We start from the raw sequence: 23,699 nt of genomic DNA on the forward strand, positions 1-23,699 counted from the left end.
TACAAATTTTGTATATATTTAAAATACTAACAGAGAGAATATATATATGAATTCTGAGTATTCTAAAAATATTAGCATTCCAATACTGCCTTTACGAGATATTGTAGTTTATCCTTATATGGTTACTCCTTTATTTATAGGTCGAAAAAAATCAATAAAATGCATAAAATTTTCTATGCAAAATGACAAAAAAATACTATTAATAACACAAAAAGAATCTTCTGTTGAAAATCCTCGAAAAAATGATTTATTTAATGTTGGAACTGTAGCAAAAATTTTACAAATTCTAAATTTACCTGACGGAACAATAAAAATAATCATTGAAGGTAAAAAAAGAGCTAAAATAAAAAACATAGAAAAACATGATACTTATCAAATAGCAAACATAAAATATATTAAACCAACTCAAGTGAAAGAAAAAGAAAAAAAGGTACTAATTAAAATTACCATCAATCAATTCAAAAAATATATACAATTTAACAAAAAAATATCACCTGAAACACTTGGTTTATTAAAAAAAATAAGTAGCATAGAAAAATTAAGTGATATGTTGGCATATTATATACCTTTAAAAATGCAGGATAAACAATTATTATTAGAAATGTTTCATACCAACAAGCGCTTAGAGTTTTTAGTTGGAATAATGGAAGCAGAAATTGATTTATTAAAGATAGAAAAACGTATTCAAAATAGAATCAAGAAACAAACAGAAAAAAATCAAAGAGAATACTTTTTAACAGAGCAAATGAAAGCAATTCAAAAAGAACTAGGTAATTCTGATTCGTCTATTGATGAAAATGAACAATTAAACAATAAAATTACTTTAGCTAAAATGCCAAAAGAAGCAAATGAAAAAACACGATCAGAATTTAAAAAATTAAAAACAATGTCACCTATGTCAGCAGAAGCTACGGTGGTAAGAAATTACGTCGAATGGATGATACAAGTTCCGTGGAATAAAAAAAGCAAATTAAAAAAAAATCTTAACACTGCTCATAAAATTTTAAATATTGATCATTTTGGATTAAATGATGTAAAAGAAAATATTTTAGAATATTTAGCAGTACAAAATCGAACTAGAAAAATCAAAGGACCAATTTTATGCTTTGTAGGCCCACCGGGTATTGGAAAAACATCATTGGGTAAATCTATTGCTAGAGCAACAGGCAGAAAATATATTCGTATGGCTTTAGGAGGAATTAGAGATGAGGCAGAAATAAGAGGACACAGAAGAACATACATAGGCTCCATGCCTGGAAAACTAATGCAAAAAATAACTAAATCAGGGGTTAAAAATCCTTTATTTTTATTAGATGAAATAGATAAAATGGCTTTCGATATACGAATAGATCCAGCCGCTGCTTTATTAGAAGTTTTAGATCCCGAACAAAATATTTCATTCAATGATCATTATTTAGAAATAGATTATGACTTATCAGAAGTTATGTTTATTGCTACAGCTAATTCAATGAACATACCTACCCCTTTACTAGATCGTATGGAAATAATAAGATTATCAGGATACACTGAAGAAGAAAAAATACATATCGCGAAAAAATATTTGCAACCTAAACAAATGAAGGCTAACGCTTTAAAGAAAACAGAATTATCTATTCAAGATCCAGCTTTAATAAATATAATCAGATATTATACTAGAGAATCTGGAGTAAGATCTTTAGAAAGAACAATTTCAAAAATTTGTAGAAAATCTGTAAAAAAAATTCTATTAAAAAAAAATTGTGTTACTGTGGTCATTAATAAAAAAAATTTAAAAAATTATTTAGGCATCAAGAAATATACATACGGAAAAATTAACAAAACTAACCAAATTGGACAAGTAATTGGTTTAGCATGGACGGAAATGGGAGGTGATCTATTAACTATAGAATGTACTAGTATACCAGGCAAGGGTAAACTTATACAAACAGGATCTCTTGGAAAAGTAATGCAAGAATCTATACAAACAGCTCTTACGGTAGTTCGATCACAAGCTCATAAATTGAACATAAAAAAAAATTTTTATGTCAAAAAAGATATTCATATACATGTACCTGAAGGAGCAACTCCTAAAGATGGCCCTAGTGCTGGTATTACTATGTGTACAGCAATAGTATCATGTTTAACTAATAATCCTGTAAAATCAAATATTGCAATGACAGGAGAAATTACTTTACAAGGAAATATATTAAATATAGGAGGATTAAAAGAAAAACTAATAGCTGCTCATCGAGGAGGCGTTAAAACAGTATTAATACCTTATGGAAATAAAAGAGAATTATCTAAAATACCTAAAAATATTCTTTCCAACTTATATATACATTCAATAAAAAAAATAGAGGACATTTTAAAAATTGCATTAGAAAAAAATCCTTATATTAATATATAAATACATAAAAAAAGTGAAAAAAAAATTAAAGAAAATTTTACTTTATACAACATAGCTAGCAAATGTTATATTCTTGCTAGTTATGAACCTATAAAAAATCATGTACAACAATATCAGTTATCTAAAAAGGTCCTTATGGCTAATTCAGCACTAAAAAACTTTTATAAAAAAAATATTTTAATAATAATTACTACAGTAATTATACTGTCTATCATATTAAGCAATATATCAAATTTTTTTATATATAGTACTCCACTACCTGTAATAACTATTAATCAAGAAAAAATTTATCCACCAATTTTACAATTAAACTATAGAATTATGAAAAAAAATGAACAAAAAAAAATAAAAAACATACTATCTACTACAATACAAAAAAAAGAATTTGCACAATATATTTTTCAAAAAATGATCACTAAAACAATAAACGAATCGTTGTTTAAACAGTATGTAGATAAAATCCAACTAAAAATGTTAAATAAACATGCAAAAAAAATAATTTTATCTTCAAAATATTTTCAGGTTAATAACTCTTTCAGTCATGAAAAATACTTAAGATTTATTAATTTTATAATGTATTCACATAAAAAATATCTTCATGCTTTACAAAAAAAAATAGCAGTAAAATATTTAATAAAAATATTATTAACATCAACAATCGTATTAAAACATGACATACAAAAAAAATTCAAAAAAATCATAGATAAAAAAAATATAAGTATTATTAATTTTAAAATTTCTAAAAAAAATATTTTTAATAAAAGTTATACTTCTAAAATACTAAAAAATTTATATTTAAATAAAGATACTTTTCAAAAAAGTCAAATGTATGTTATAAAAACCGTAAATTTAAAAAAAAAGTCATTAAAAAATCAAAATATAAAGAATAATATTAAATTATATTCACATAAAATAAAAAAAATAATAAAAAATAAAAAATATAATTATCATTGCATACAAACAAATAATTTCAAAAAAGCATATATTTTTAAAAAAAACATGAACAATAAAACACCATTTAAAAAAATTAATAATTCTTTATTTAATGATAATAAAAATGACATTACTAATGTTAATTTAGGATGGATAAAAAAAAAAAATATACCGTTTTTAATTAAAAAATGTCAGTTAAAAAAAATAGGTGATTGTTCAAAAATTATATTTTATAAAAATAATTTTTTTATTTTTACCTTACATGATATTAAAAAAACAAAAATAAAAAATATAAATAAATTTAATCAATACATAATTAAAAAAATTCAATATAATAATTTATTTTTCAAAAATATGATTTTAAACAACAAAATAAATGGGTTGTTAAAAAAAAAAGAAGTTCAACTAGAAAAAATATTACCTGAAAAGTACACAAAAATACATACGAAAAAATTTTTAAATTATCATGATTTAACTAAGTATGTTTATATTCATACCTTAAATCCATCCTTAAAAGATTTTATTAGCTTACAAAAAAAAAATAACTTTTATACACCTATAAAAATATGTAAAAATGTAAAAAATAACATTCGTTTATTACAAATAAAATCATGCAGCAACAATATCAAGAAAAAACAACAATTTTTTAAAGAATTTATAGTTAAAAATACAAATAAAATAAATTACTTAAATATAAAAAAATTTTTATTAACTGATCACAACAAAAAAATTTTTTTTATAAAAAAACATCCAATATACAGCAGTAGTACCCAAACTATATCCTACAAAAAAAATATAGAAATAATGAATATCATAAAAAAAATTCCTAATTTAAAAAAAAACAAATCTATATATTTTTTATTAAAAAACTCTAATAATAAATATATGTTAATAATACTAAAAAAACAATTTTTTAAAAAATTCAATACTGCAAAAAAGAAAAACATTATTAAACAAATCAAACAATACATAAAAATAAAAGTTATTATGGCTATTTTACAAAATTTATACAAAACATCTAAAATAATATTTAATCCTAACATCAAATAATCTTTATAATAAAAAATTCAACTAAAAAAATTACATAATTAGTAAAAATTAAGAAAAAATATTAATTATAGTTCAAAACTATATACAAAATATTATTTCTAATATAATAAATATTTAATATTTTAAAATAAGGTACATATGTGGAATTATTTAAAGAATTACAATGGTTTTTTCTTCAAGAATGGAAAAAATATACTGGAACATTGATTATACTTACTATAATTACATTATTGCAACTACTACCATCTAAAATAACAGGAAGAACTATCGATCTAATTTTGAATCATCAATCATCTACGTCGCAAATATTACTAAATATATCAAAAATTATTTCAATATCTATTATTATTTATATATTAAAATATTTTTGGAGAATTTTATTATTTAGCGCATCAAATCAATTAACTTCTCAATTGAGAATAAAATTTTGTACAGCTTTATTAAAAAAAGATGCAACATTTTATTCAAAATATAGAACAGGTGATTTAATATCTAGAGCAACTAATGATATTGATAGAGTAGTTTTTTCAACAGGAGAAGGCATATTAACAATAATTGATTCCGTTATTTCGGGATGTTCAATAATTTTTATGATGTGCGCACAAACAAATTGGAAATTATCTCTATTTGCTTTAATACCTATGCCTATAATGGCAATTATAATGAGAAGATACGGAAAATTACTTTATAAATATTTTCAACAATCACAAAAATATTTTTCTTTTTTAAATAACCAAGCACAAGATAGTTTAAGTAATATACACATGATAAGAAATTTTGGATTAGAGAAACCTGAAATAAACAAATTTTCTATCATAGCACATAAAGTAGGAAAAAAAAATCTAAAAGTGTCCAAAATAGATGCACAATTTGATCCCATTATTCATATTTCAATTGCTCTATCTAATTTGTTCGCAATATTAGGAGGAAGTATTTTAATTACTAAAAAACAATTAACATTTGGACAATTAACAAGTTTTATATTATATTTAGGATCTATGATTTGGCCAATACTTGCTTTTGCATGGATGTTTAATATTTTAGAACGTAGTAACGTTTCATGGAAAAGAATAAAAAAAATAATTAATCACAAAAACAAAAAAAAACAATATATTAATAATATAAATCCCAAAAAACCATTAAATCTAGATATAAACATAAAAAAATTCTGTTTTCCATCTAGAACTAATAATTCATTGTATAATATAAAATTAATAATATCTAATAATACAACTTTAGGAATTTGCGGTCCAACAGGATCTGGAAAAACTACTTTAATTAGACTAATACAAAAACATTTTACATTATACAAAGGTATAATAAAATATTGTCAGAATGACATCAATCATATACAGTTAAAAAAATGGCGTTCTATTGTATCTGTAGTACATCAAACACCTTTTTTATTTTCTACAAATATATTAAAAAATATTGCATTTGGAAAACCACATGCTACCATTCAAGAAATTAAGCATGTAGCTAAGTTAGCTTGTATACATCAAGATATAAAAAATTTTCCACAAGGATATTACACAAAAATAGGAGAAAAAGGAATCAAATTATCAGGAGGTCAAAAACAAAGAATCACAATCGCTAGAGCTTTTTTAACACCATCTAAAATTTTTATTTTAGATGATCCATTATCTGCAGTAGACCACGATACAGAACATAAGATAATCAAAAATATCCATAAATATACTAAAAAAAACAACATAACTACCATAATAGTTACACATAGATTATCAATATTAGAGAAATTCAATAATATTGTTGTTTTAAAAAACGGCACTATTCTACAACAAGGATCACATGAACAATTACTACTTCAAAAAAATTGGTATTCTGAAATGTATAATTATCAAAAATTTAAATAAAAAAATTATACATAAACATACCTTTCAATTTATATAGGAAAAAATAATGGAAGAAAAGAAGTACTCTTCATGGAATATAATAAAAAGATTATTATCTTATTACTCTAAAAAAAAAAATCTACTAATATTTTCATGTATATTAATTGCATTGTCAACAATTACAGAAGTTGCTAGTCCAATTATATTAAGCAATTTTATTAATAATGTTATAAAGAATAATATTATTGAGAAAAAATCTATAATATTACTAATAATTTATTTTATAACATTACAAATATTGTCATCATTATTTAATTACCTATATAGTATTTATTTTAGCTCTCTATCCGTAGAAATAATTACTGAATTAAGAATTAAAATGATGAAAAACGCACTAAAGCAACCTATGAAAATATTTGATAAAAAACCAATAAGCTCAATCATTACTAAAATAATAACTGATACAGAATCAGTAAAAGAATTCTATGAAGTAATTGTATCATCTTTCTTAAAAAATTCCATATTATTTACTATAATTCTTACTACTATGTTTATATTAGAATGGAGGATGGCATTAATTAGTTCTATAATTACACCAATAATAATAATTATTATTATTGTCCATCAATATTATAGTAAACCTATAATCAAAAAAACAAAAAATTCACTGTCAAAACTTAACAATACTATTAATGAAATAATCAACGGAATTACAATTATTCAACAATTTAATCAAGAAAAAATTTTTATTAAAAAAATAAACATTATTAATAATAATAATTATGTTAACAAAATGAATATTCTAAAAATTGATGGATTGTTATTAAGACCATTATTAACTTTAATATCTTCTATAATTTTGTCTTCTATTATTTTGATATTACAATTATTTCCTACGGTAATAGTAAAAATTAGTATTTTACATACTTTTATAAATTATTTGCGACATCTTAATGAACCTATAATAACAATTGCTAATCAACAAACCATACTGCAACAAGCTATTGTATCATCAGAAAGAATTTTTAAATTTATAGATTCTCCTCAACAAATCTATGGAAATAATACTGAACCATTAAATAGCGGTCAAATAAAATTACATAACATATTTTTTAAATATCCAAAAACTAAAAAAAATATTTTAAAAAATATAAATATTAATATACCTGATAAAAGTTGTGTAGCATTAGTTGGAAAAACAGGAAGTGGAAAAACAACCTTATCAAATTTAATTTTAGGACATTATTCTGCAACCCAAGGTACAATATACGTAGACAATAAACCAATAAATTCATTATCACACAAAATATTACGTAAAAATATCGCTATTGTTCAACAAGAACCTACTATTTTATATGGAAATTTAATTAAAAATATTTCATTAGATAGAAAAATAGAACAAAAAAAAATCATCCAAGCATTAAAAAAAAGTCAATTACAAGAATTAATTAAAAATTTACCAGATGGTTATATGTCTATATTAGGACAACATGGTAATAATCTTTCACAGGGAGAAAAACAACTTATTGGTATTGCTAGAATATTAGTATCTAATCCTAAAATATTAATTTTTGATGAAGCAACTGCTAGTATAGATTCAGAATCTGAACAAAAAATACAAAAAATATTATTATCTATTCGAAAAAAATCTACAGTAATAATTATAGCGCATAGATTGTCTACTATCGTAGATGCTGACATAATCATTGTTTTAGACAAAGGAAAAATAGTTGAACGAGGGTCACACAAAAAATTAATTAAGAAAAAAGGATTATATTATTCAATGTATACGTATCAAAAAAATAATAAATCTATTTAATTTAAAAAAAATTATATAAAAAAATTTTTATAAATCTGTTAGAGGTAATTTAACACCTATAAAATCTAATTTGGCTGCTTCTTTCCAGATCTGACCAGATATTTAAATATATAGCGTTAAATAAAATCCTCTAACAGAAAAAAATCAATACTATATACAAATTATTTTTATATTATTAACATTAAATAACAATATATCAAAAAAGTCAAGAAAAATACATAACTTTAATAAAAAATTTATATTAATATTTTAAAATAAGAAGAAATATGGAATATCAAATATTATCTAATAAATGGCGACCACAAGATTTTGACCATGTTATAGGACATAAATACATAATTCGTATAATAAAAAATAGTCTTGATTTAAAAAGAATTCATCAATCTTGGTTATTTTCAGGAATACATGGAGTAGGAAAAACTACTATAGCAAGAATATTAGCTAAAAGTCTAAATTGTAGTACAGGAATCACATCTAAACCCTGCAGAAAATGTAATAATTGTGTCTCAATAGAAAAAGGAAAATTTTTAGATTTTATAGAACTCGATGCAGCTTCTAGAACCAGAGTTGAAGATATTAAAACAATCTTAGATTCAACAAAATATCCCCCAATTCAAGGAAGATTCAAAATTTATTTAATTGATGAAATACATATGTTATCAAAAAATAGTTTTAATGCACTATTAAAAATATTAGAAGAACCCCCAAAATATATAAAATTTATTCTAGCAACTACATATTTTAAAAAAATACCTGATACTATTATTTCTCGTTGTCTTCATGTACATTTACCAAGTATAACTTCAAAAGTTATATCAAATTATTTAAACAATAAATTAAAAAAAGAAAAAATTTATACAAATCAAGAAACATTAAATACTATTGCATACTATGCTCGAGGAAGTATTAGAAGTGCAATAAATACTCTTGAATTAGTGATCTGTTCTACACAAGGTGCATCTTTAGAAATAAAAAAAATTAATAAATTAATAGGAATATTTGACAAAAAAAATATACTGAAACTAGCTAGTAGCATTATTACTAATAATATTAATAAAACATTAAATATATTAGACTACGCGGAACAAATGAATGTACAATATACTAATATAATTACATCATTAATAACTTTCTTTCATAATTTGTCCATAGTAAAGATTACTGCATCAAAAGAAGAACAAAAAATCAATAAATTTTCAAAATACGATGTAAAAATCTATAATTTATCTAAAAAAATTTTGTTTAAAGATATACAAAATTATTGTAAAATTCTTCTTCAAGGATCTAAATATTTAAAATACGCACCTGATCCTAGAATAGGTATCGAAATAATATTTTTTCAAATCTATCAATATATACAAGAAAAAAATAATATTTTATAATATTTTTTATAAAAATGACATTTTAAAACATTTAAATATTTATTCAAAAAAGATTATTCAAATATCTAAAAATATTTATATATATAACTTTACTTACTAAAAAAGAAAAAAAATGTTTACTAATGAAAAAATTAGCGAAATCTTAAAACAAGCTAAAAATATGCAAAAAAAAATAGAAAAAATACAGAAAGACATTAATATGTCTAATGTTACAGGAAAATCTGGTATTGATTTAGTTTCCGTAATTATGAACGGAAACTATGCCTGTAAATCAGTAATTATCAGTGATGAATTGTGGAACGAAAAAAATAAAACATTACTACAAGATTTGATCACTTCAGCAATTAATGATGCTGTTAAAAAAATAAAAAAAATACAACAAAGAAAACTACTATTAAATTCTGAATTTATAAATCCAAATAATAAATCAAATAAATAATGTTTTTATATGACAAAAATCAGTTATAATATATAGTTATAAATACCTTAATAATAATTTTAAATTTATATTAAAAAATATGGAATTTACATATGAAAAATAAAAATAAAAAAGTACATGTTTTTAAGTCAGAAGTAAAAGAATTATTACATCTTATGATTCATTCTTTGTATTCAAATAAAGAAATTTTTTTAAGAGAACTAATTTCTAATTCTTCTGATGCAATAGAAAAATTGAGATTTGAAAAATTATATAATCCGGAAAAATACACAAAAAAAGTATATGTACCTAAAATACAAATATCAATAAAAAAAACAGAAAACCAAATCGTTATTTCAGATAACGGAATTGGAATGACAGAAAAAGAAGTAATAAATAATTTAGGAACTATAGCAAAATCTGGCACAAAATCTTTTTTAAATCAAATGAAGAACATAGAAAATAAAGAAAAAAATGAATTTATTGGTCAGTTTGGAGTAGGTTTTTATTCTGCCTTTATAGTATCTGAAAAAGTTTCAGTGTATACAAAACATGCATCAGAAAAAACAGAAAGTGGAATATTATGGATATCCGAAGGGAAGGGTGAATACTCAATAGAAGAGTTTGCTACGCAAGAACATGGAACAAAAATTGTCTTATCTTTAAAAACTTCAGAACAAGAATTTTTAGAAAGCTGGAAAATTAAACAAATAATAAAAAAATATTCTGATCATATTTCAATACCTATTGAAATTGATAACTATGATAAAAAAACACAGACAATTTCCTGGGAAAAAATTAATGAAGCAAAATCTTTATGGACCCAAAACAAAAATAAAATTACAAAAAAAGATTATCAGGAATTTTATAAATATATAACACATGATTCTGAAAAACCATTAACTTGGAGTCATAATACAGTTGAAGGTAATCAAGAATATACTAGTTTATTATATATTCCGAAAAAAGCAACTTGGGATATGTGGCATCGTGAGAATAAACATGGTTTAAAATTATATGTCAAGCATATATTTATCATGGATGAAGCTACACAATTTCTTCCAAATTATTTACGCTTTGTAAAAGGAATAATAGATTCACAAGATCTTCCGTTAAATATTTCTAGAGAAATATTACAAGATAGCACTATTACTAATGTTTTACGAAAAACACTTACCAAACGCATTTTAAAAATATTAAATACATTATCCTTAAATAAAAGTAAAAAATATCAAAAATTTTGGAATATATTCGGATTAGTTATTAAAGAAGGCTTAGCTGAAGATTCTGAAAATCAAAAAAATATTGCTGATTTATTAAGATTTTCTTCTATACAAACTGAATCAATAGAACAGACATTATCTTTAAAAAAATATGTCAATAATATGGTAAAAGGGCAAAATAAAATTTATTTTTTAACTTCTGATAGCTATCAATCAGCTCTAAATAGTCCACATTTAGAAATTTTCAAAGAAAAAAAAATTGATGTCTTACTACTATCAGATAGAATTGACGAATGGATGATGAACTATTTAACTGATTTTAACAATATAAAGTTTCAATCAGTAAGCAAAGCAGATGATTCTTTAAAAGAATTAATATCTAATGAAAATAAACCTGATGATAAAAATATATTTGATGATTTTATAAAAAAGACAAAAAAAATATTAACTAATAAAGTTAAAGATGTACGCATAACATATAGACTTAAAAGTACTCCTTCTATAGTCTTGACTGATACTAATGATATGAGTACTCAAATGGCTAAAATTTTCAGTTCTGCTGGACAACCTGTTCCCCAAATAAAATATATATTAGAAATTAATCCAACACATCCTTTAGTTAAAAAAATACAAAAAATAGAAAATGAATCAGAATTTTCTAATTGGATAAACATATTGTTTGAACAATCGGTATTAGCGGAAAAAGGAACTCTAGAAAATCCTCACATTTTTATTAATAGAATTAATACTTTGTTATTAAAATAAAAATATTTTACAAAACAATGTGTGACATATTTATATAAAAAAATAACAAAAACATATTTTGAGGAAAATTGTATTATGATGCGTATTATTATGCTTGGAGCTCCAGGAAGCGGAAAAGGAACACAAACACAATTATTATCAAAATATTTTTATATACCTTTTATTTCTGCTGGAGAAATATTACGCCAAGAAAGCAAAAAAAACGAAAAAACAAAAAAATATATAAAAGAAACAATAAATCAAGGGAAATTAGTAAAAAATTCTTTTATTATAAATCTAATTAAAAAAAAAATTAAAAAAAAAAATTGTTTTGATAAATTTATATTAGATGGCTTTCCAAGAACTATTAAACAAGCTGAATCATTAAAAAAACATATCAAAATGCACTTTGTTATACATTTAAAAATCAGCACTGATAACATTCTTGATAGAATTACTGGAAGGCTAATACATGAACCATCAGGAAGAACGTATCATAAGAAATTTAATCCTCCTAAAAAAAAAAACATAGATGATTTAACCGGTGAATTGTTAAGTAAAAGAAAAGATGACAAAAAAAAAATAATCATAACCCGATTAAAAGAATACAAAAAATTAACCAAACCACTAATAAAATGGTTTAAAATGGAGGATTTAAAGAAAAATATTAAATATATAGAAATAAATGCAAATAAATCTATTCATAAAATAAATAAAAAAATAATTTTATGTATACACTAAAATAAAAAATAATTAAATTTTTTGCGCTCTACAGGAATTGAACCTGTAACCTACAGCTTAGAAGGCTGTTGCTCTATCCAGATTGAGCTAAGAGCGCGGAAAAATATTAAATGTAATTATACGTAAAGTTCAATAAAAAATCAATAATTTTAAATATGTATAGAATTATGTATTGTTAAAATTATAAAATTTAAAAAATTAGTAGTATTTTTTTGTATAAATTATAAAAATATTGGTTTTTAAAAAAATTCATAAAAAATAAATCAATACCTTAAATTTTTTATTAAAAATAGCATTTATTAATTTTTATAAATAAATTTGTATGTTGAGCGTTCATGTTTGTCTTGCACAATTACTCCTAATTTTAACAACTCTTTTCTAATAATATCAGATAAATTCCATTTTTTATGCTTACGGTAAGCATCACGCATACGTACTAATTTTTTTACTATATGAATATTACTATGACTTGCAAGGATTTGATTAGTAGAAGAAAACAAAAAATTTTTAGGATCATGATGTAATAATCCTAAAATATTTCCAAAAAAAATTAAATCTTTAGATAAAGAATTATATAAAAGAATATCACTAGATTTTTTAATATTAGTAATATACTTAGATAAATTTTGCAATATTAAACATGCTTTAGGAGTATTAAAATCATCATTCATAGCAGAAAAAAATTTTTTTCTAAAAATATTTCGTAATTTTATATGATAATCACTATGTTCAGAACTAACATCAGATCCAAGTAAAGAAACATATATTTTGTTTAAAATATTTTTCGATGCATTTAAATTTTTTTCCAGAAAAATCAAAGGATGTCTGTAGTGTGTAGAAAGTATATAAAACCTAATTACTTCAGAATCATATTTTTTTAATAAATCACGAACCAGTACAGTATTAGATAAAGATTTTGACATTTTATGATTATTAATAATCACCATGCCAACGTGTATCCAAAATTCAATAGAAAAAGAACTTTTTATACTTTTTAGTTGTGCTAATTCATTTTCATGATGAGGAAATAATAAATCAATTCCTCCTCCATGAATATTAACTCCGTTTTTAAAAAACTTGTTTATAATAGCAGAACATTCAATATGCCAACCAGGTCTACCAGGACCCCACGGAGATATCCAATATGGATCAGATTTATTTACACGATGTTTCCATAAAACAAAATCGTCAGATTGATTAAAATAAAAAACAGAATTCGATTTATTTTCATTTAAACAGCATTTTTTTATCCTACGTGATAAAATTCCATAACTATTATATTTTTGAATAGAAAACAAAATATCTTTATTATCAGAAATATAAGCAAGTTTATTGTTAAATAAACTCTCTATAAATGAAATTATATCTTGCATACATCTGGTAATTCTAGGTTCATGATCAGGATTTTGTAAGTTTAAACATAAAAAATCTTCATGCATCAATTTAATCATACGTTTAACAAAAACATCAATAGATTCATTTTTTTTATTAGCTGCATAAATAATTTTATCATCTATGTCAGTAATATTTCGAACATAACAAGTCTTATATCCTAAATATTCTAAATAGCGTTTAATTATATCAAAAACAATAAAAGTACGAGCATGACCAATATGACATAAATCATACACAGTAACGCCACATACATAAATATTAATTTTTTTAGAATAAGGAAATTGAAATTTTTCTTTTTTTTTTGTTAAAGTATTAAAAATTTTCAACATATTAACACTCTTAATACATATAAAATAAAAAATATACACAAAATATATGATAAAATCATTATATATATAATTATAAAAATTGAATTTTTTTTTATTTAAAAAAACAATATATTATTTTAATTAATTATGAAAAAAAATAATATATAAACTTAAATCTAATTAACTAATAGACAAATTTATCAATTAAGAGTATAAAATGAATAATAAACTAGAAAAAATGCTGAAATTTCCATGTAACTTTACCTATAAAGTAATAGGATTAGCGCAACCAGAATTAACTAATAATATAATTAAAATTATACAAACACACATTCCAGGAGATTATGCTCCAGATATAAGATCTAGTAATAAAGGAACATATTTATCAATATCAATTACTATATGCGCAAAAAATTTCATACAAATAAAAAATTTATACAAAGAATTAAGTAAAATTCATTTAGTAAGAATGGTTTTATAAAATATTTGCGATGCGGTATTTTTAAATCCGCATCGAAAAAGCACTGATATATGTAGTATATATACGATTTTTTTTAAATAATTGTCTTATAAACTAACTACATTAGCAGCTGACGGACCTTTTGCGCCTTCGGTAATTTCAAATTCAACACTTTGACCTTCTGCCAAAGTTTTAAATCCGTTGCTTTGAATAGCAGAGAAATGAACAAAAACATCTTTGCTACCATCTTCAGGTGTAATGAAACCAAAACCTTTAGATTCATTAAACCATTTTACATTACCTTTAATCTTGGACATCTATATATTACCTTAGAATGAAAAATTTAAACTAAAACTTATACCTATAGTAAATACATTATTTATAAATAATAAATCTAATATATATTAGTAAAATCTTATATACAATATAAATATTTCATGTAAAAAATATGTGTATTAAATTAAAAAATTCAAAAACAATAGATATAAATAAGAATATAAAAAAATTTAAAATATGATAAAAATTAATTAAAAAAATAATACCTGGCAATGTCCTACTCTCACACAAGGAGACCTTGTACTACCATTGGCGTTGAAATGTTTCACTTCTGAGTTCGAAATGGATTCAGGTGGTACCATAACACTATTGTTGCCAGGTTTTATTTTTTTAGAAAAACACCTCTGGTGTTGTAAGGTTAAGCCTCTTGGGTCATTAGTACTAGTTAGCTAAACATATCACTACGCTTACACACCTAGCCTATCAACGTCGTAGTCTACAACGTCCCTTCAGTAAATATATTTTATATATTTCAGGGAAAACTAATCTTGAGGCGAGTTTCGTGTTTAGATGCTTTCAGCACTTATCTCTTCCGTATTTAGCTACCGGGCAATGCCATTGGCATGACAACCCGAACACCAGGGATACGTCCACTTCGGTCCTCTCGTACTAGAAGCAGCCCCTCTCAATTTTCCTACGCCCACGGCAGATAGGGACCGAACTGTCTCACGACGTTCTAAACCCAGCTCGCGTACCACTTTAAATGGCGAACAGCCATACCCTTGGGACCTGCTTCAGCCCCAGGATGTGATGAGCCGACATCGAGGTGCCAAACACCGCCGTCGATATGAACTCTTGGGCGGTATAAGCCTGTTATCCCCGGAGTACCTTTTATTTGTTGAGCGATGGCCTTTCCATACAGAAACCACCGGATCACTAAGACCTGCTTTCGCACCTGCTTGCATTATCATGCTTGCAGTTAAACTGGCTTATGCCTTTACACTAACCTTACGATGTCCGACCGTAATTAGCCAATCTTTGTGCTCCTCCGTTACTCTTTGGGAGGAGACCGCCCCAGTCAAACTACCCACCAGACACTGTCTCTGTACCGGATTACGATACTAGATTAGAAAAACAATTTTTATAGGGTGGTATTTCAAGGTTGACTCCATTAATACTGGCGTATCAAGTTCTATGTCTCCCACCTATCCTACACAATAAAAATCAATTCTCAATGTCAAGCTATAGTAAAGGTTCACGGGGTCTTTCCGTCTTGCCGCGGGTACACTGCATCTTCACAGCAAATTCAATTTCACTGAGTCCTGGATGGAGACAGCCTGGCCATCATTACGCCATTCGTGCAGGTCGGAACTTACCCGACAAGGAATTTCGCTACCTTAGGACCGTTATAGTTACGGCCGCCGTTTACCGGGGCTTCAGTCAAAAGCTTTAGGTTTCCCTTAACTTCATCGATTAACCTTCCGGCACCGGGCAGGCGTCACACCGTATACGTCCACTTTCGTGTTTGCACAGTGCTGTGTTTTTAATAAACAGTTGCAGCCAGCTGGTATCTGCGACTAACTTAAGCTTCTAAAGTAAATTTTTACACTTATATGTTAGCGTGCCTTCTCCCGAAGTTACGGCACTATTTTGCCTAGTTCCTTCATCCAGGTTCTCTCAAGCGCCTTAGTATGCTCTACTTAACCACCTGTGTCGGTTTCGGGTACGATTTAAAATTTACCTATATGCTTAGAGGATTTTCTTGGAAGCGTGGTATCAGTTACTTCGTCATTTACATAACTAGTATTCGTACCTCAGACTTATACAGAAAATCGGATTTTCCTAATTTTCTATCCTACATACTTAAACCGAGACTACCAACCCCCGGATAACCTAACCTTCTCCGTTTCCCCATCGCAGTAAAAAATAAGTACTAGAATATTAACTAGTTTCCCATCGACTACGCCTATCGGCCTCGCCTTAGGGGTCGACTTACCCTGCCCCGATTAACGTTGGACAGGAAACCTTAGTTTTTCGGCGAGTAGGTTTTTCACCTACTTTATCGTTACTCATGTCAGCATTCGCACTTCTGATACCTCCAACGTTCTTTTCAAAACATCTTCACAGGCTTACAGAACGCTCCCCTACCCAATAAAAAGAATATTTATTGCCATAGCTTCGGTACATAATTTAGCCCCGTTATATCTTCCGCGCAAGCCGACTAAACCAGTGAGCTATTACGCTTTCTTTAAATGATGGCTGCTTCTAAGCCAACATCCTGGCTGTTTATGCCTTCTCACATCGTTTCCCACTTAATTATGATTTAGGGACCTTAGCTGATGGTCTGGGTTGTTTCCCTTTCCACAACGAACGTTAGCACCCGCTGTGTGTCTCCCGTGATAACATTCTCCGGTATTCGGAGTTTGCGTTGATTTGGTAGGCCGGGATGGCCCCCTAGTCAAAGCAGTGCTCTACCCCCGAAGATGAGTTCACGAGGCGCTACCTAAATAGCTTTCGGGGAGAACCAGCTATCTCCCGGTTTGATTGGCCTTTCACCCCTAACCACAAGTCATCCGCTGATTTTTCAACATCAGTCGGTTCGGTCCTCCAGTTGGTTTTACCCAACCTTCAACCTGCTCATGGCTAGATCACCGGGTTTCGGGTCTGTATCTTGCAACTCTAAAAAATCGCCCATTTAAGACTCGGTTTCCCTACGGCTCCCTTATTCAGTTAACCTTGCTACAAAATACAAGTCGCTGACCCATTATACAAAAGGTACGCAGTCACTTTTAAAAATACAAGCTCCTACTGATTGTACGTATTTGGTTTCAGGATCTATTTCACTCCCCTAACCGGGGTTCTTTTCGCCTTTCCCTTACGGTACTAGTTCACTATCGGTCATTCAGGAGTATTTAGCCTTAGAGGATGGTCCCCCTATATTCAAACAAGATTTCTCGTGTCCCGTTTTACTTTCCGAATCCTAGAAAAAAAATACTTCGCATACAGGACTATCACCTTGTATCGTTAGTTTTTCCAAACTATTCTACTATATTTTTAGTCTTTTTTGATTCTGGGCTTCTCCCTTTTCGCTCGCCACTACTAAGGGAATCTCAATTGATTTCTTTTCCTCAAGGTACTTAGATGTTTCAGTTCCCTTGGTTTGCTTTATTAACCTATTTATTCAGTCAATAATGTTGTTTTAACAACGGGTTTCCCCATTCGGAAATCATCGGATGATAACGCTTCATATCAGCTCACCGACGCTTATCGCAGATTAGCACGTCCTTCTTCGCCTCTGAATGCCTAGGCATCCACCAAATACGCTTATTATGCTTAACCTTACAACCCACAGGTGTTTTTCTAAATTTTTATCATATCCAAATTTTTAAAGAACTGAAAAATTGATCTTTTTAAATCATTAAATAATTATATCATATATTTTTTTTTTAGTATACAAAATATTTTTAATTTTTGTCCTCTAGGGGATTTGAACCCCTGTTGCCGCCGTGAAAGGGCAGTGTCCTAACCTCTAGACGAAGAGGACTCTAAAAAAAACTAATTTAAATACTAATTTTTAATGTTACAGAAGGAATAAAAAGTGTCAAGTGTTTTTTGTATATTTTACAAAAAATATTTATATTTATCAATAAAATTACATGATATAAATAATTAATTCATTTAAATATAAAACATCAGTCAATAATTTATCATAATAAATTATTTAACTTTTTTATAATATTAATGTTTTTTTCAATATCAGGTAATACATTAAACCAAGAATAACATGAATATGCTGCTTGAGCAACTAACATGCCTAGACCATCAGAAATATAACGACTGCCTAATAATTTACATAAATATAAAAACGGAGTTAGCGTATTAGTGATAGAGTATGAAATATCATAACATTTTGTTTTAGAACATACTAAATTTTTAGGAAAAGAAGGAGAAATATTATATAAACTACATGAAGTCGCATTAATTATTAAATCAAAATTGTAATTATCCATATCATCAGAAAAAACAAAAATGTCACCTAGATGTTTAAATTTTTTTACTAATGTAGAAGCATAACGAACAGTTCTATTTAATACATACACAGAACACTGTTCTTTTAATAAATGATATACAATAGAATAAGCAGCACCTCCAGATCCTAATAATAATACTAAATAATTTTTTTTTATATAACGTAAACGCTTTAAATCATATATTAAACCAATACCATCGGTATTATCACCTAAAATATTATTATCTGATATTTTTTTTAGAACATTAATAGAACCAGAAATTTTTACTATTTCAGTATATCGGTTGGGAATATCAAAAGACATTCTCTTGAATGGAACAGTAATATTACATCCTAAACCATTGTTATTAAAAAAATCTATAACCGTAGAAAAAAAATTTGATTTTGTGCATAAAAAGGAGTTATAATTATAATTAATCTTTATTTCTTTAGAAAAATTACTGTGTATCATTGGAGATAAAGAGTGATTAACAGGATTACCGAATAAAGCAATAATTTTTTTTTTTTTAAAATTTTTTAAACACATATTTATTCCTCAAGAATTAAAAAAATAGCCTGATTTATTTAGTATAAATAAATCAATATATTAACTACACATAAAAAAAGTTTATGTCAATACATAATATTCTACAATTTCCTGATCATCGCTTACGAATAAAATCTAAACCTATAAAAAAAATAAATCAAAAAACAATCAATATCATAAATGATATGTTTGATACTATGTATGCTAACAACGGTCTTGGACTAGCAGCACCACAAATTAACATACCTAAACAAATTATCACTATTAGCTCTATTCCACCACATAAATCAGAATTAATTTTAATTAATCCTATAATTTTAAAAAAAAATAAAAAATATATATATACTCAAGAAGGTTGCTTATCAATTCCTAAAAAAACAGCTAAAATTAATAGATCTAGTTATATAAAAATACAAGCATTTAATCATGTTGGAAAATTATTTATACTAGAAGCTAGATCTTTACTATCTATTTGTATTCAACATGAAATAGACCATCTAACCGGAACATTATTTATAGATTATATACGTTAAAATATACTTTTCTATTAAATAAATTATTATCTTAATTCATATGTTAAAAAAAATATCAAGAATTATCTTTGCAGGTAGTAATAATTTTTCATTAGCACACTTACGCTCATTATTTTACTCTAAATACGTTATTAAAGCTGTACTAATTAAACCAGATAATCTTTTTTGCAAAAAAAAAGATCAACGGTTTTCTCCGATAAAAAAATTTGCTATACGGCATAATATTCCAGTATTACAAACAAATAACCTCCATGAAAAAAAATTTTTTATTAAAATATCAAAAATCCATGCCGATATTTTAATCGTATCATCATATGGATTAATAATACCATCTAATATTTTACAATTATTTTATTTTGGAGGTATAAATATACATGCTTCCTTATTGCCTAGATGGCAAGGAGCTGCTCCGATTCAGTGGGCAATACTATCAGGAGATAGTTACACAGGAGTCAGTGTAATAAAAATGAATTCTTCAATAGACTCTGGAAAAATAATTTATCAATTAACTTGTCCCATTGATCAATATGATAGCACAAAAACATTATCTACAAAATTAATACCAATCTCATTACAATGCATGTATCAAGCATTAAACATGCTAATATACCCACAAAAAAGAATCGAATATCTTAAAAAAAATATAATTCAAACTAATGCACCAAAAATAAAAAAAAAGGATGCAAAAATATCTTGGTCATTACCAGTAGTACACATAGATCGATTAATTAGAGCATTTAACCCGTGGCCTTGTTGTTATTTTTTAATTAATAATAATCATGTAAAAATTAAAAAATTTTCTATTACATCTTTTAAAAAGAAAAGATTCAAAAACGGAGAAATTATTAATATTAGCAAAAAAGGAATAAAAATTAACACAAAGTGCGGAGTTTTACGGATAGAGAAAATAAAAATACCAGGAAAAAAAACATTACATATAAAAGATATTTTGAATTCAAGCAAAAAATTATTTATTCAACATGAAATATTACCATAAATAAACATATACATCATATAATATTATTTAAAATATACAAAAAACAACGGCACAAACATGCCGTTTTTATTAAAATAAAATATAAAAATTCTGATTTTATCAAATAATTTTTATATATTTCGACCTACTAGTTCTACATAGGCCATAGTAGCATTGTCACCTTTCCTAAAACCACATTTTAATATACGTAGATATCCACCTGGACGAGAGTAAAAATATGGACCTAATTCATTAAATAATTTTTTAACAGTAAAAATATCACGAATACGAGAAAAAACTACTCGGCGATTAGCAATCGTATCATATTTAGACCGTGTAATAAGAGGTTCAATAAAACGTCGTAACTCCTTGGCTTTTGGTAAAGTTGTTTTAATATATTCATATTGAATTAAAGAACATGTCATATTTTTAAACATAGCTTTAATATGACTACGTGTTCTATTTAATAGTCTCCCTTTTTTTTTATGTCTCATAATTTATATATCCTTTTAACTCTATTCAAAAATTTTAAAATTATATCTTTATAAAAACTATGTTAACTAAAATATTTTATTTATCTATCAAACTATTTGGAGGCCAATTATTTAATTTCATTCCTAAAGATAAACCTTTAGAAGCTAGAATATCTTTAATTTCTGTTAATGATTTTTTACCTAAATTAGGCGTTTTTAATAATTCTACTTCAGTCTTTTGAACTAAATCACCAATATAATGAATGCTTTCGGCTTTTAAACAATTTGCAGAACGAACAGTCAATTCTAAGTCGTCTACAGGACGTAGCAGTCCTGGATCAAATTCGGGTTTTTCTTCTTTAACAACCGGCTCATGAATACCTCTTAAATCAACAAAGGATTCTAATTGCTCTGCCAAAATAGTAGCAGCTTTTCTAATAGCTTCTTCTGGATCAATTGTACCATTAGTTTCCATTTCTATTATTAACTTATCTAAATCAGTTCTTTGTTCTACTCTAGCTGCTTCAACATTATATATAATACGCTCTATAGGACTGTATGATACGTCTAGGAATAATTTTCCAATAACACGATTATCTTGTAAGAGATCTTTTTGAGATTTAGCAGTAATATATCCTCTACCGCGCATTACTTTGATTCGCATATCAATGAAGACATCTGGACAAGTAATATTACAAATAACATGTTTTGAGTTTATAATTTCTACAGAAGAATCATGACTAATGTCCGCAGCAATAACAGGTCCGATACCATATTTTTTTAAAGATATAACCACTTCATTTTTACCAAATAATTTTATTGATAAACCTTTTAAATTCAATAAAATATCTAGTATATCCTCTTTTATACCTTCTTTATGCATATATTCATGCAATATACCATTTATTTCGACTTCAGTAACAGCACAACCAGACATAGAGGATAATAAAATTCTTCTTAAAGCACTACCTAGTGTATGTCCGAAACCACGCTCTAATGGTTCTAATGTAATTTTAGCATGTTTTGCGCTGATTTGTTCAATATTAACTAGTCTAGGTTTTAAAAAATCTTCTACAAAGTCCTGCATACTACCTCTCTCCGATAATCATCATAATTATTACTTTGAATATAATTCGACTATCAAATGCTCATTAATATCAGAAGATAAATCATGACGCTCTATTGGACGTATAAACGTACCTTCCATCGTTTTATAATTAACATCTAACCAACTAGATTGTTCACGTTGTTTTATAAGTTCCATAGCAGCCTGAATTCTCAATTGTTTTTTAGAACGCTCACAAATAGAAATTTTATCTTGAACAGAAACTTGATAAGAAGGAATACTTACAGTGCTATTATTCACACAAACTGATTTGTGGTTAATTAACTGACGTGATTCCGCTCTAGTAGAAGCAAAACCCATACGATACACAATATTATCCAAACGATTTTCTAATAAAAATAACAAATTTTGACCTGTATTGCCTTTTAACTTAGAAGCTTTTTTATAATAGTTGTGAAACTGTCGCTCTAATATTCCATACAAACGTCTTATTTTTTGTTTTTCTCTTAATTGTGTTCCGTAACCTGATAAACGTAATTTTCTTAATCCATGTTGACCCGGAGAATGATCAATTTTACACTTAGATTCAATAGATCGTACGCCTGATTTTAAAAATAAATCTAATCCTTCTCGTCTACTTAATTTTAATTTAGGACCTAAATATTTTGCCATATCTCTTTTCTCTTATTTATATGTACATAAAATTATTAAACTCTACGTTTTTTAGAGGGTCGACATCCATTATGAGGAATAGGAGTAACATCTGTAATATTAGTAATTCGAAAACCTGAAGCATTTAAAGCTCGAATTGTAGATTCACGACCAGGACCAGGCCCTTTAACCATAATTTCTAAATTTTTTATTCCATAGTCTTTAACTCGATCAGCGCATTTTTCCGCTGCTACTTGGGCAGCAAAAGGAGTAGATTTTCTTGAACCACGAAAACCAGAACCTCCAGAAGTAGCCCATCCTAAAGTATTTCCTTGACGATCAGTAATAGTAACAATTGTATTATTAAACGATGCATGAATATGCGCAATACCATCCAAAACTTGTTTTTTTATATGTTTTTTAGGAATCTTTACTATTTTTTTTGACATAATCAAT

Annotated in this window: 18 protein-coding genes, 2 tRNA genes, 2 rRNA genes and 1 other RNA gene; 11 read left to right on the plus strand and 12 right to left on the minus strand. The window is 26.1% G+C overall.

The annotated features are described in order from the left end of the window. The first annotated feature begins 46 nt into the window (after positions 1 to 46). From lon to BUCISPPS3390_RS01565, 4 genes are all read left to right on the plus strand, one after another. Entirely contained in the window at positions 47 to 2,386 is a 2,340-nt protein-coding gene (gene lon / locus BUCISPPS3390_RS01550; RefSeq protein WP_154060895.1) for an endopeptidase La, read from the plus strand. 135 nt (positions 2,387 to 2,521) lie between these two features. After that, positions 2,522 to 4,369 (plus strand): SurA N-terminal domain-containing protein, encoded by a 1,848-nt coding sequence (locus BUCISPPS3390_RS01555; protein ID WP_154060896.1) that lies wholly within the window; start codon positions 2,522 to 2,524, stop codon positions 4,367 to 4,369. A 140-nt stretch (positions 4,370 to 4,509) separates the two neighbouring features. After that, positions 4,510 to 6,243 carry an ABC transporter transmembrane domain-containing protein gene (locus tag BUCISPPS3390_RS01560; RefSeq protein ID WP_154060897.1) on the plus strand — a complete coding sequence of 578 codons (1,734 nt, stop codon included), beginning with the start codon at positions 4,510 to 4,512 and terminating at the stop codon, positions 6,241 to 6,243. A 46-nt stretch (positions 6,244 to 6,289) separates the two neighbouring features. After that, positions 6,290 to 8,041: an ABC transporter transmembrane domain-containing protein gene (locus tag BUCISPPS3390_RS01565; protein ID WP_154060898.1), complete on the plus strand. Its 1,752-nt coding sequence runs from the start codon at positions 6,290 to 6,292 to the stop codon at positions 8,039 to 8,041. Between the two features lie 40 nt (positions 8,042 to 8,081). Here the strand turns inward: BUCISPPS3390_RS01565 and ffs are convergent. Beyond that, an RNA gene (gene ffs, locus BUCISPPS3390_RS01570) (signal recognition particle sRNA small type) lies at positions 8,082 to 8,166 on the minus strand. 141 nt (positions 8,167 to 8,307) lie between these two features. On the opposite strand from ffs, the gene dnaX reads away from it, so the two are divergent. From dnaX to BUCISPPS3390_RS01590, 4 genes are all read left to right on the plus strand, one after another. Further along, positions 8,308 to 9,423, plus strand: coding sequence for a DNA polymerase III subunit gamma/tau (gene dnaX / locus BUCISPPS3390_RS01575; RefSeq protein WP_154060899.1), 1,116 nt, complete (start codon positions 8,308 to 8,310; stop codon positions 9,421 to 9,423). A gap of 112 nt (positions 9,424 to 9,535) precedes the next feature. Then, entirely contained in the window at positions 9,536 to 9,862 is a 327-nt protein-coding gene (locus BUCISPPS3390_RS01580) for a YbaB/EbfC family nucleoid-associated protein (protein WP_154060900.1), read from the plus strand. A 92-nt stretch (positions 9,863 to 9,954) separates the two neighbouring features. Further along, the gene (htpG, locus tag BUCISPPS3390_RS01585; RefSeq protein ID WP_154060901.1) at positions 9,955 to 11,829 is read left to right on the plus strand and encodes a molecular chaperone HtpG; all 1,875 of its coding nucleotides are present in this window, start codon (positions 9,955 to 9,957) and stop codon (positions 11,827 to 11,829) included. Positions 11,830 to 11,904: 75 nt separating this feature from the next. Continuing rightward, positions 11,905 to 12,549 (plus strand): nucleoside monophosphate kinase, encoded by a 645-nt coding sequence (locus BUCISPPS3390_RS01590; protein ID WP_232036969.1) that lies wholly within the window; start codon positions 11,905 to 11,907, stop codon positions 12,547 to 12,549. A 22-nt stretch (positions 12,550 to 12,571) separates the two neighbouring features. On the opposite strand, the gene BUCISPPS3390_RS01595 is transcribed toward BUCISPPS3390_RS01590, so the two are convergent. Together BUCISPPS3390_RS01595 and cysS are read right to left on the minus strand one after the other, a co-directional pair. Beyond that, positions 12,572 to 12,646, minus strand: a tRNA-Arg gene (locus BUCISPPS3390_RS01595). 202 nt (positions 12,647 to 12,848) lie between these two features. Beyond that, positions 12,849 to 14,273 (minus strand): cysteine--tRNA ligase, encoded by a 1,425-nt coding sequence (gene cysS / locus BUCISPPS3390_RS01600; protein WP_154060902.1) that lies wholly within the window; start codon positions 14,271 to 14,273, stop codon positions 12,849 to 12,851. A 196-nt stretch (positions 14,274 to 14,469) separates the two neighbouring features. Between cysS and ybeD the strand changes: the two genes are divergently transcribed. Then, complete coding sequence (ybeD, locus tag BUCISPPS3390_RS01605; protein WP_154060903.1) at positions 14,470 to 14,733, plus strand: DUF493 family protein YbeD; 264 nt, start codon at positions 14,470 to 14,472, stop codon at positions 14,731 to 14,733. 86 nt (positions 14,734 to 14,819) lie between these two features. Here the strand turns inward: ybeD and cspE are convergent, their stop codons facing one another. The 5 genes from cspE to aroE form a co-directional block, all read right to left on the minus strand. Beyond that, positions 14,820 to 15,029 carry a transcription antiterminator/RNA stability regulator CspE gene (gene cspE, locus BUCISPPS3390_RS01610; protein ID WP_025369112.1) on the minus strand — a complete coding sequence of 70 codons (210 nt, stop codon included), beginning with the start codon at positions 15,027 to 15,029 and terminating at the stop codon, positions 14,820 to 14,822. 223 nt (positions 15,030 to 15,252) lie between these two features. Beyond that, positions 15,253 to 15,368: ribosomal RNA gene (gene rrf / locus BUCISPPS3390_RS01615) — 5S ribosomal RNA — on the minus strand. 34 nt (positions 15,369 to 15,402) lie between these two features. Further along, a 23S ribosomal RNA gene (locus tag BUCISPPS3390_RS01620) occupies positions 15,403 to 18,327 on the minus strand. Between the two features lie 133 nt (positions 18,328 to 18,460). Further along, positions 18,461 to 18,532 (minus strand) — tRNA-Glu (locus BUCISPPS3390_RS01625). A 163-nt stretch (positions 18,533 to 18,695) separates the two neighbouring features. Beyond that, positions 18,696 to 19,544: a shikimate dehydrogenase gene (aroE, locus tag BUCISPPS3390_RS01630; RefSeq protein ID WP_154060904.1), complete on the minus strand. Its 849-nt coding sequence runs from the start codon at positions 19,542 to 19,544 to the stop codon at positions 18,696 to 18,698. A gap of 83 nt (positions 19,545 to 19,627) precedes the next feature. Between aroE and def the strand changes: the two genes are divergently transcribed. Together def and fmt are read left to right on the plus strand one after the other, a co-directional pair. Further along, complete coding sequence (gene def, locus BUCISPPS3390_RS01635; RefSeq protein ID WP_154060905.1) at positions 19,628 to 20,077, plus strand: peptide deformylase; 450 nt, start codon at positions 19,628 to 19,630, stop codon at positions 20,075 to 20,077. Positions 20,078 to 20,117: 40 nt separating this feature from the next. Beyond that, positions 20,118 to 21,074: a methionyl-tRNA formyltransferase gene (fmt, locus tag BUCISPPS3390_RS01640; protein ID WP_154060906.1), complete on the plus strand. Its 957-nt coding sequence runs from the start codon at positions 20,118 to 20,120 to the stop codon at positions 21,072 to 21,074. Between the two features lie 110 nt (positions 21,075 to 21,184). On the opposite strand, the gene rplQ is transcribed toward fmt, so the two are convergent. From rplQ to rpsK, 4 genes are all read right to left on the minus strand, one after another. Beyond that, positions 21,185 to 21,547, minus strand: a complete 363-nt coding sequence (gene rplQ, locus BUCISPPS3390_RS01645) for a 50S ribosomal protein L17 (protein WP_154060907.1) — start codon at positions 21,545 to 21,547, stop codon at positions 21,185 to 21,187. 76 nt (positions 21,548 to 21,623) lie between these two features. Beyond that, positions 21,624 to 22,613, minus strand: coding sequence for a DNA-directed RNA polymerase subunit alpha (locus BUCISPPS3390_RS01650; RefSeq protein WP_154060908.1), 990 nt, complete (start codon positions 22,611 to 22,613; stop codon positions 21,624 to 21,626). Positions 22,614 to 22,643: 30 nt separating this feature from the next. Next, positions 22,644 to 23,264 (minus strand): 30S ribosomal protein S4, encoded by a 621-nt coding sequence (rpsD, locus tag BUCISPPS3390_RS01655; protein WP_154060909.1) that lies wholly within the window; start codon positions 23,262 to 23,264, stop codon positions 22,644 to 22,646. Between the two features lie 35 nt (positions 23,265 to 23,299). Beyond that, positions 23,300 to 23,692 (minus strand): 30S ribosomal protein S11, encoded by a 393-nt coding sequence (gene rpsK / locus BUCISPPS3390_RS01660; protein WP_154060910.1) that lies wholly within the window; start codon positions 23,690 to 23,692, stop codon positions 23,300 to 23,302. Positions 23,693 to 23,699: the final 7 nt, after the last annotated feature.

It is taken from the genome of Buchnera aphidicola (Cinara cf. splendens/pseudotsugae 3390) (genome assembly GCF_900698845.1).
Lineage (GTDB): Bacteria > Pseudomonadota > Gammaproteobacteria > Enterobacterales > Enterobacteriaceae > Buchnera_F > Buchnera_F aphidicola_AM.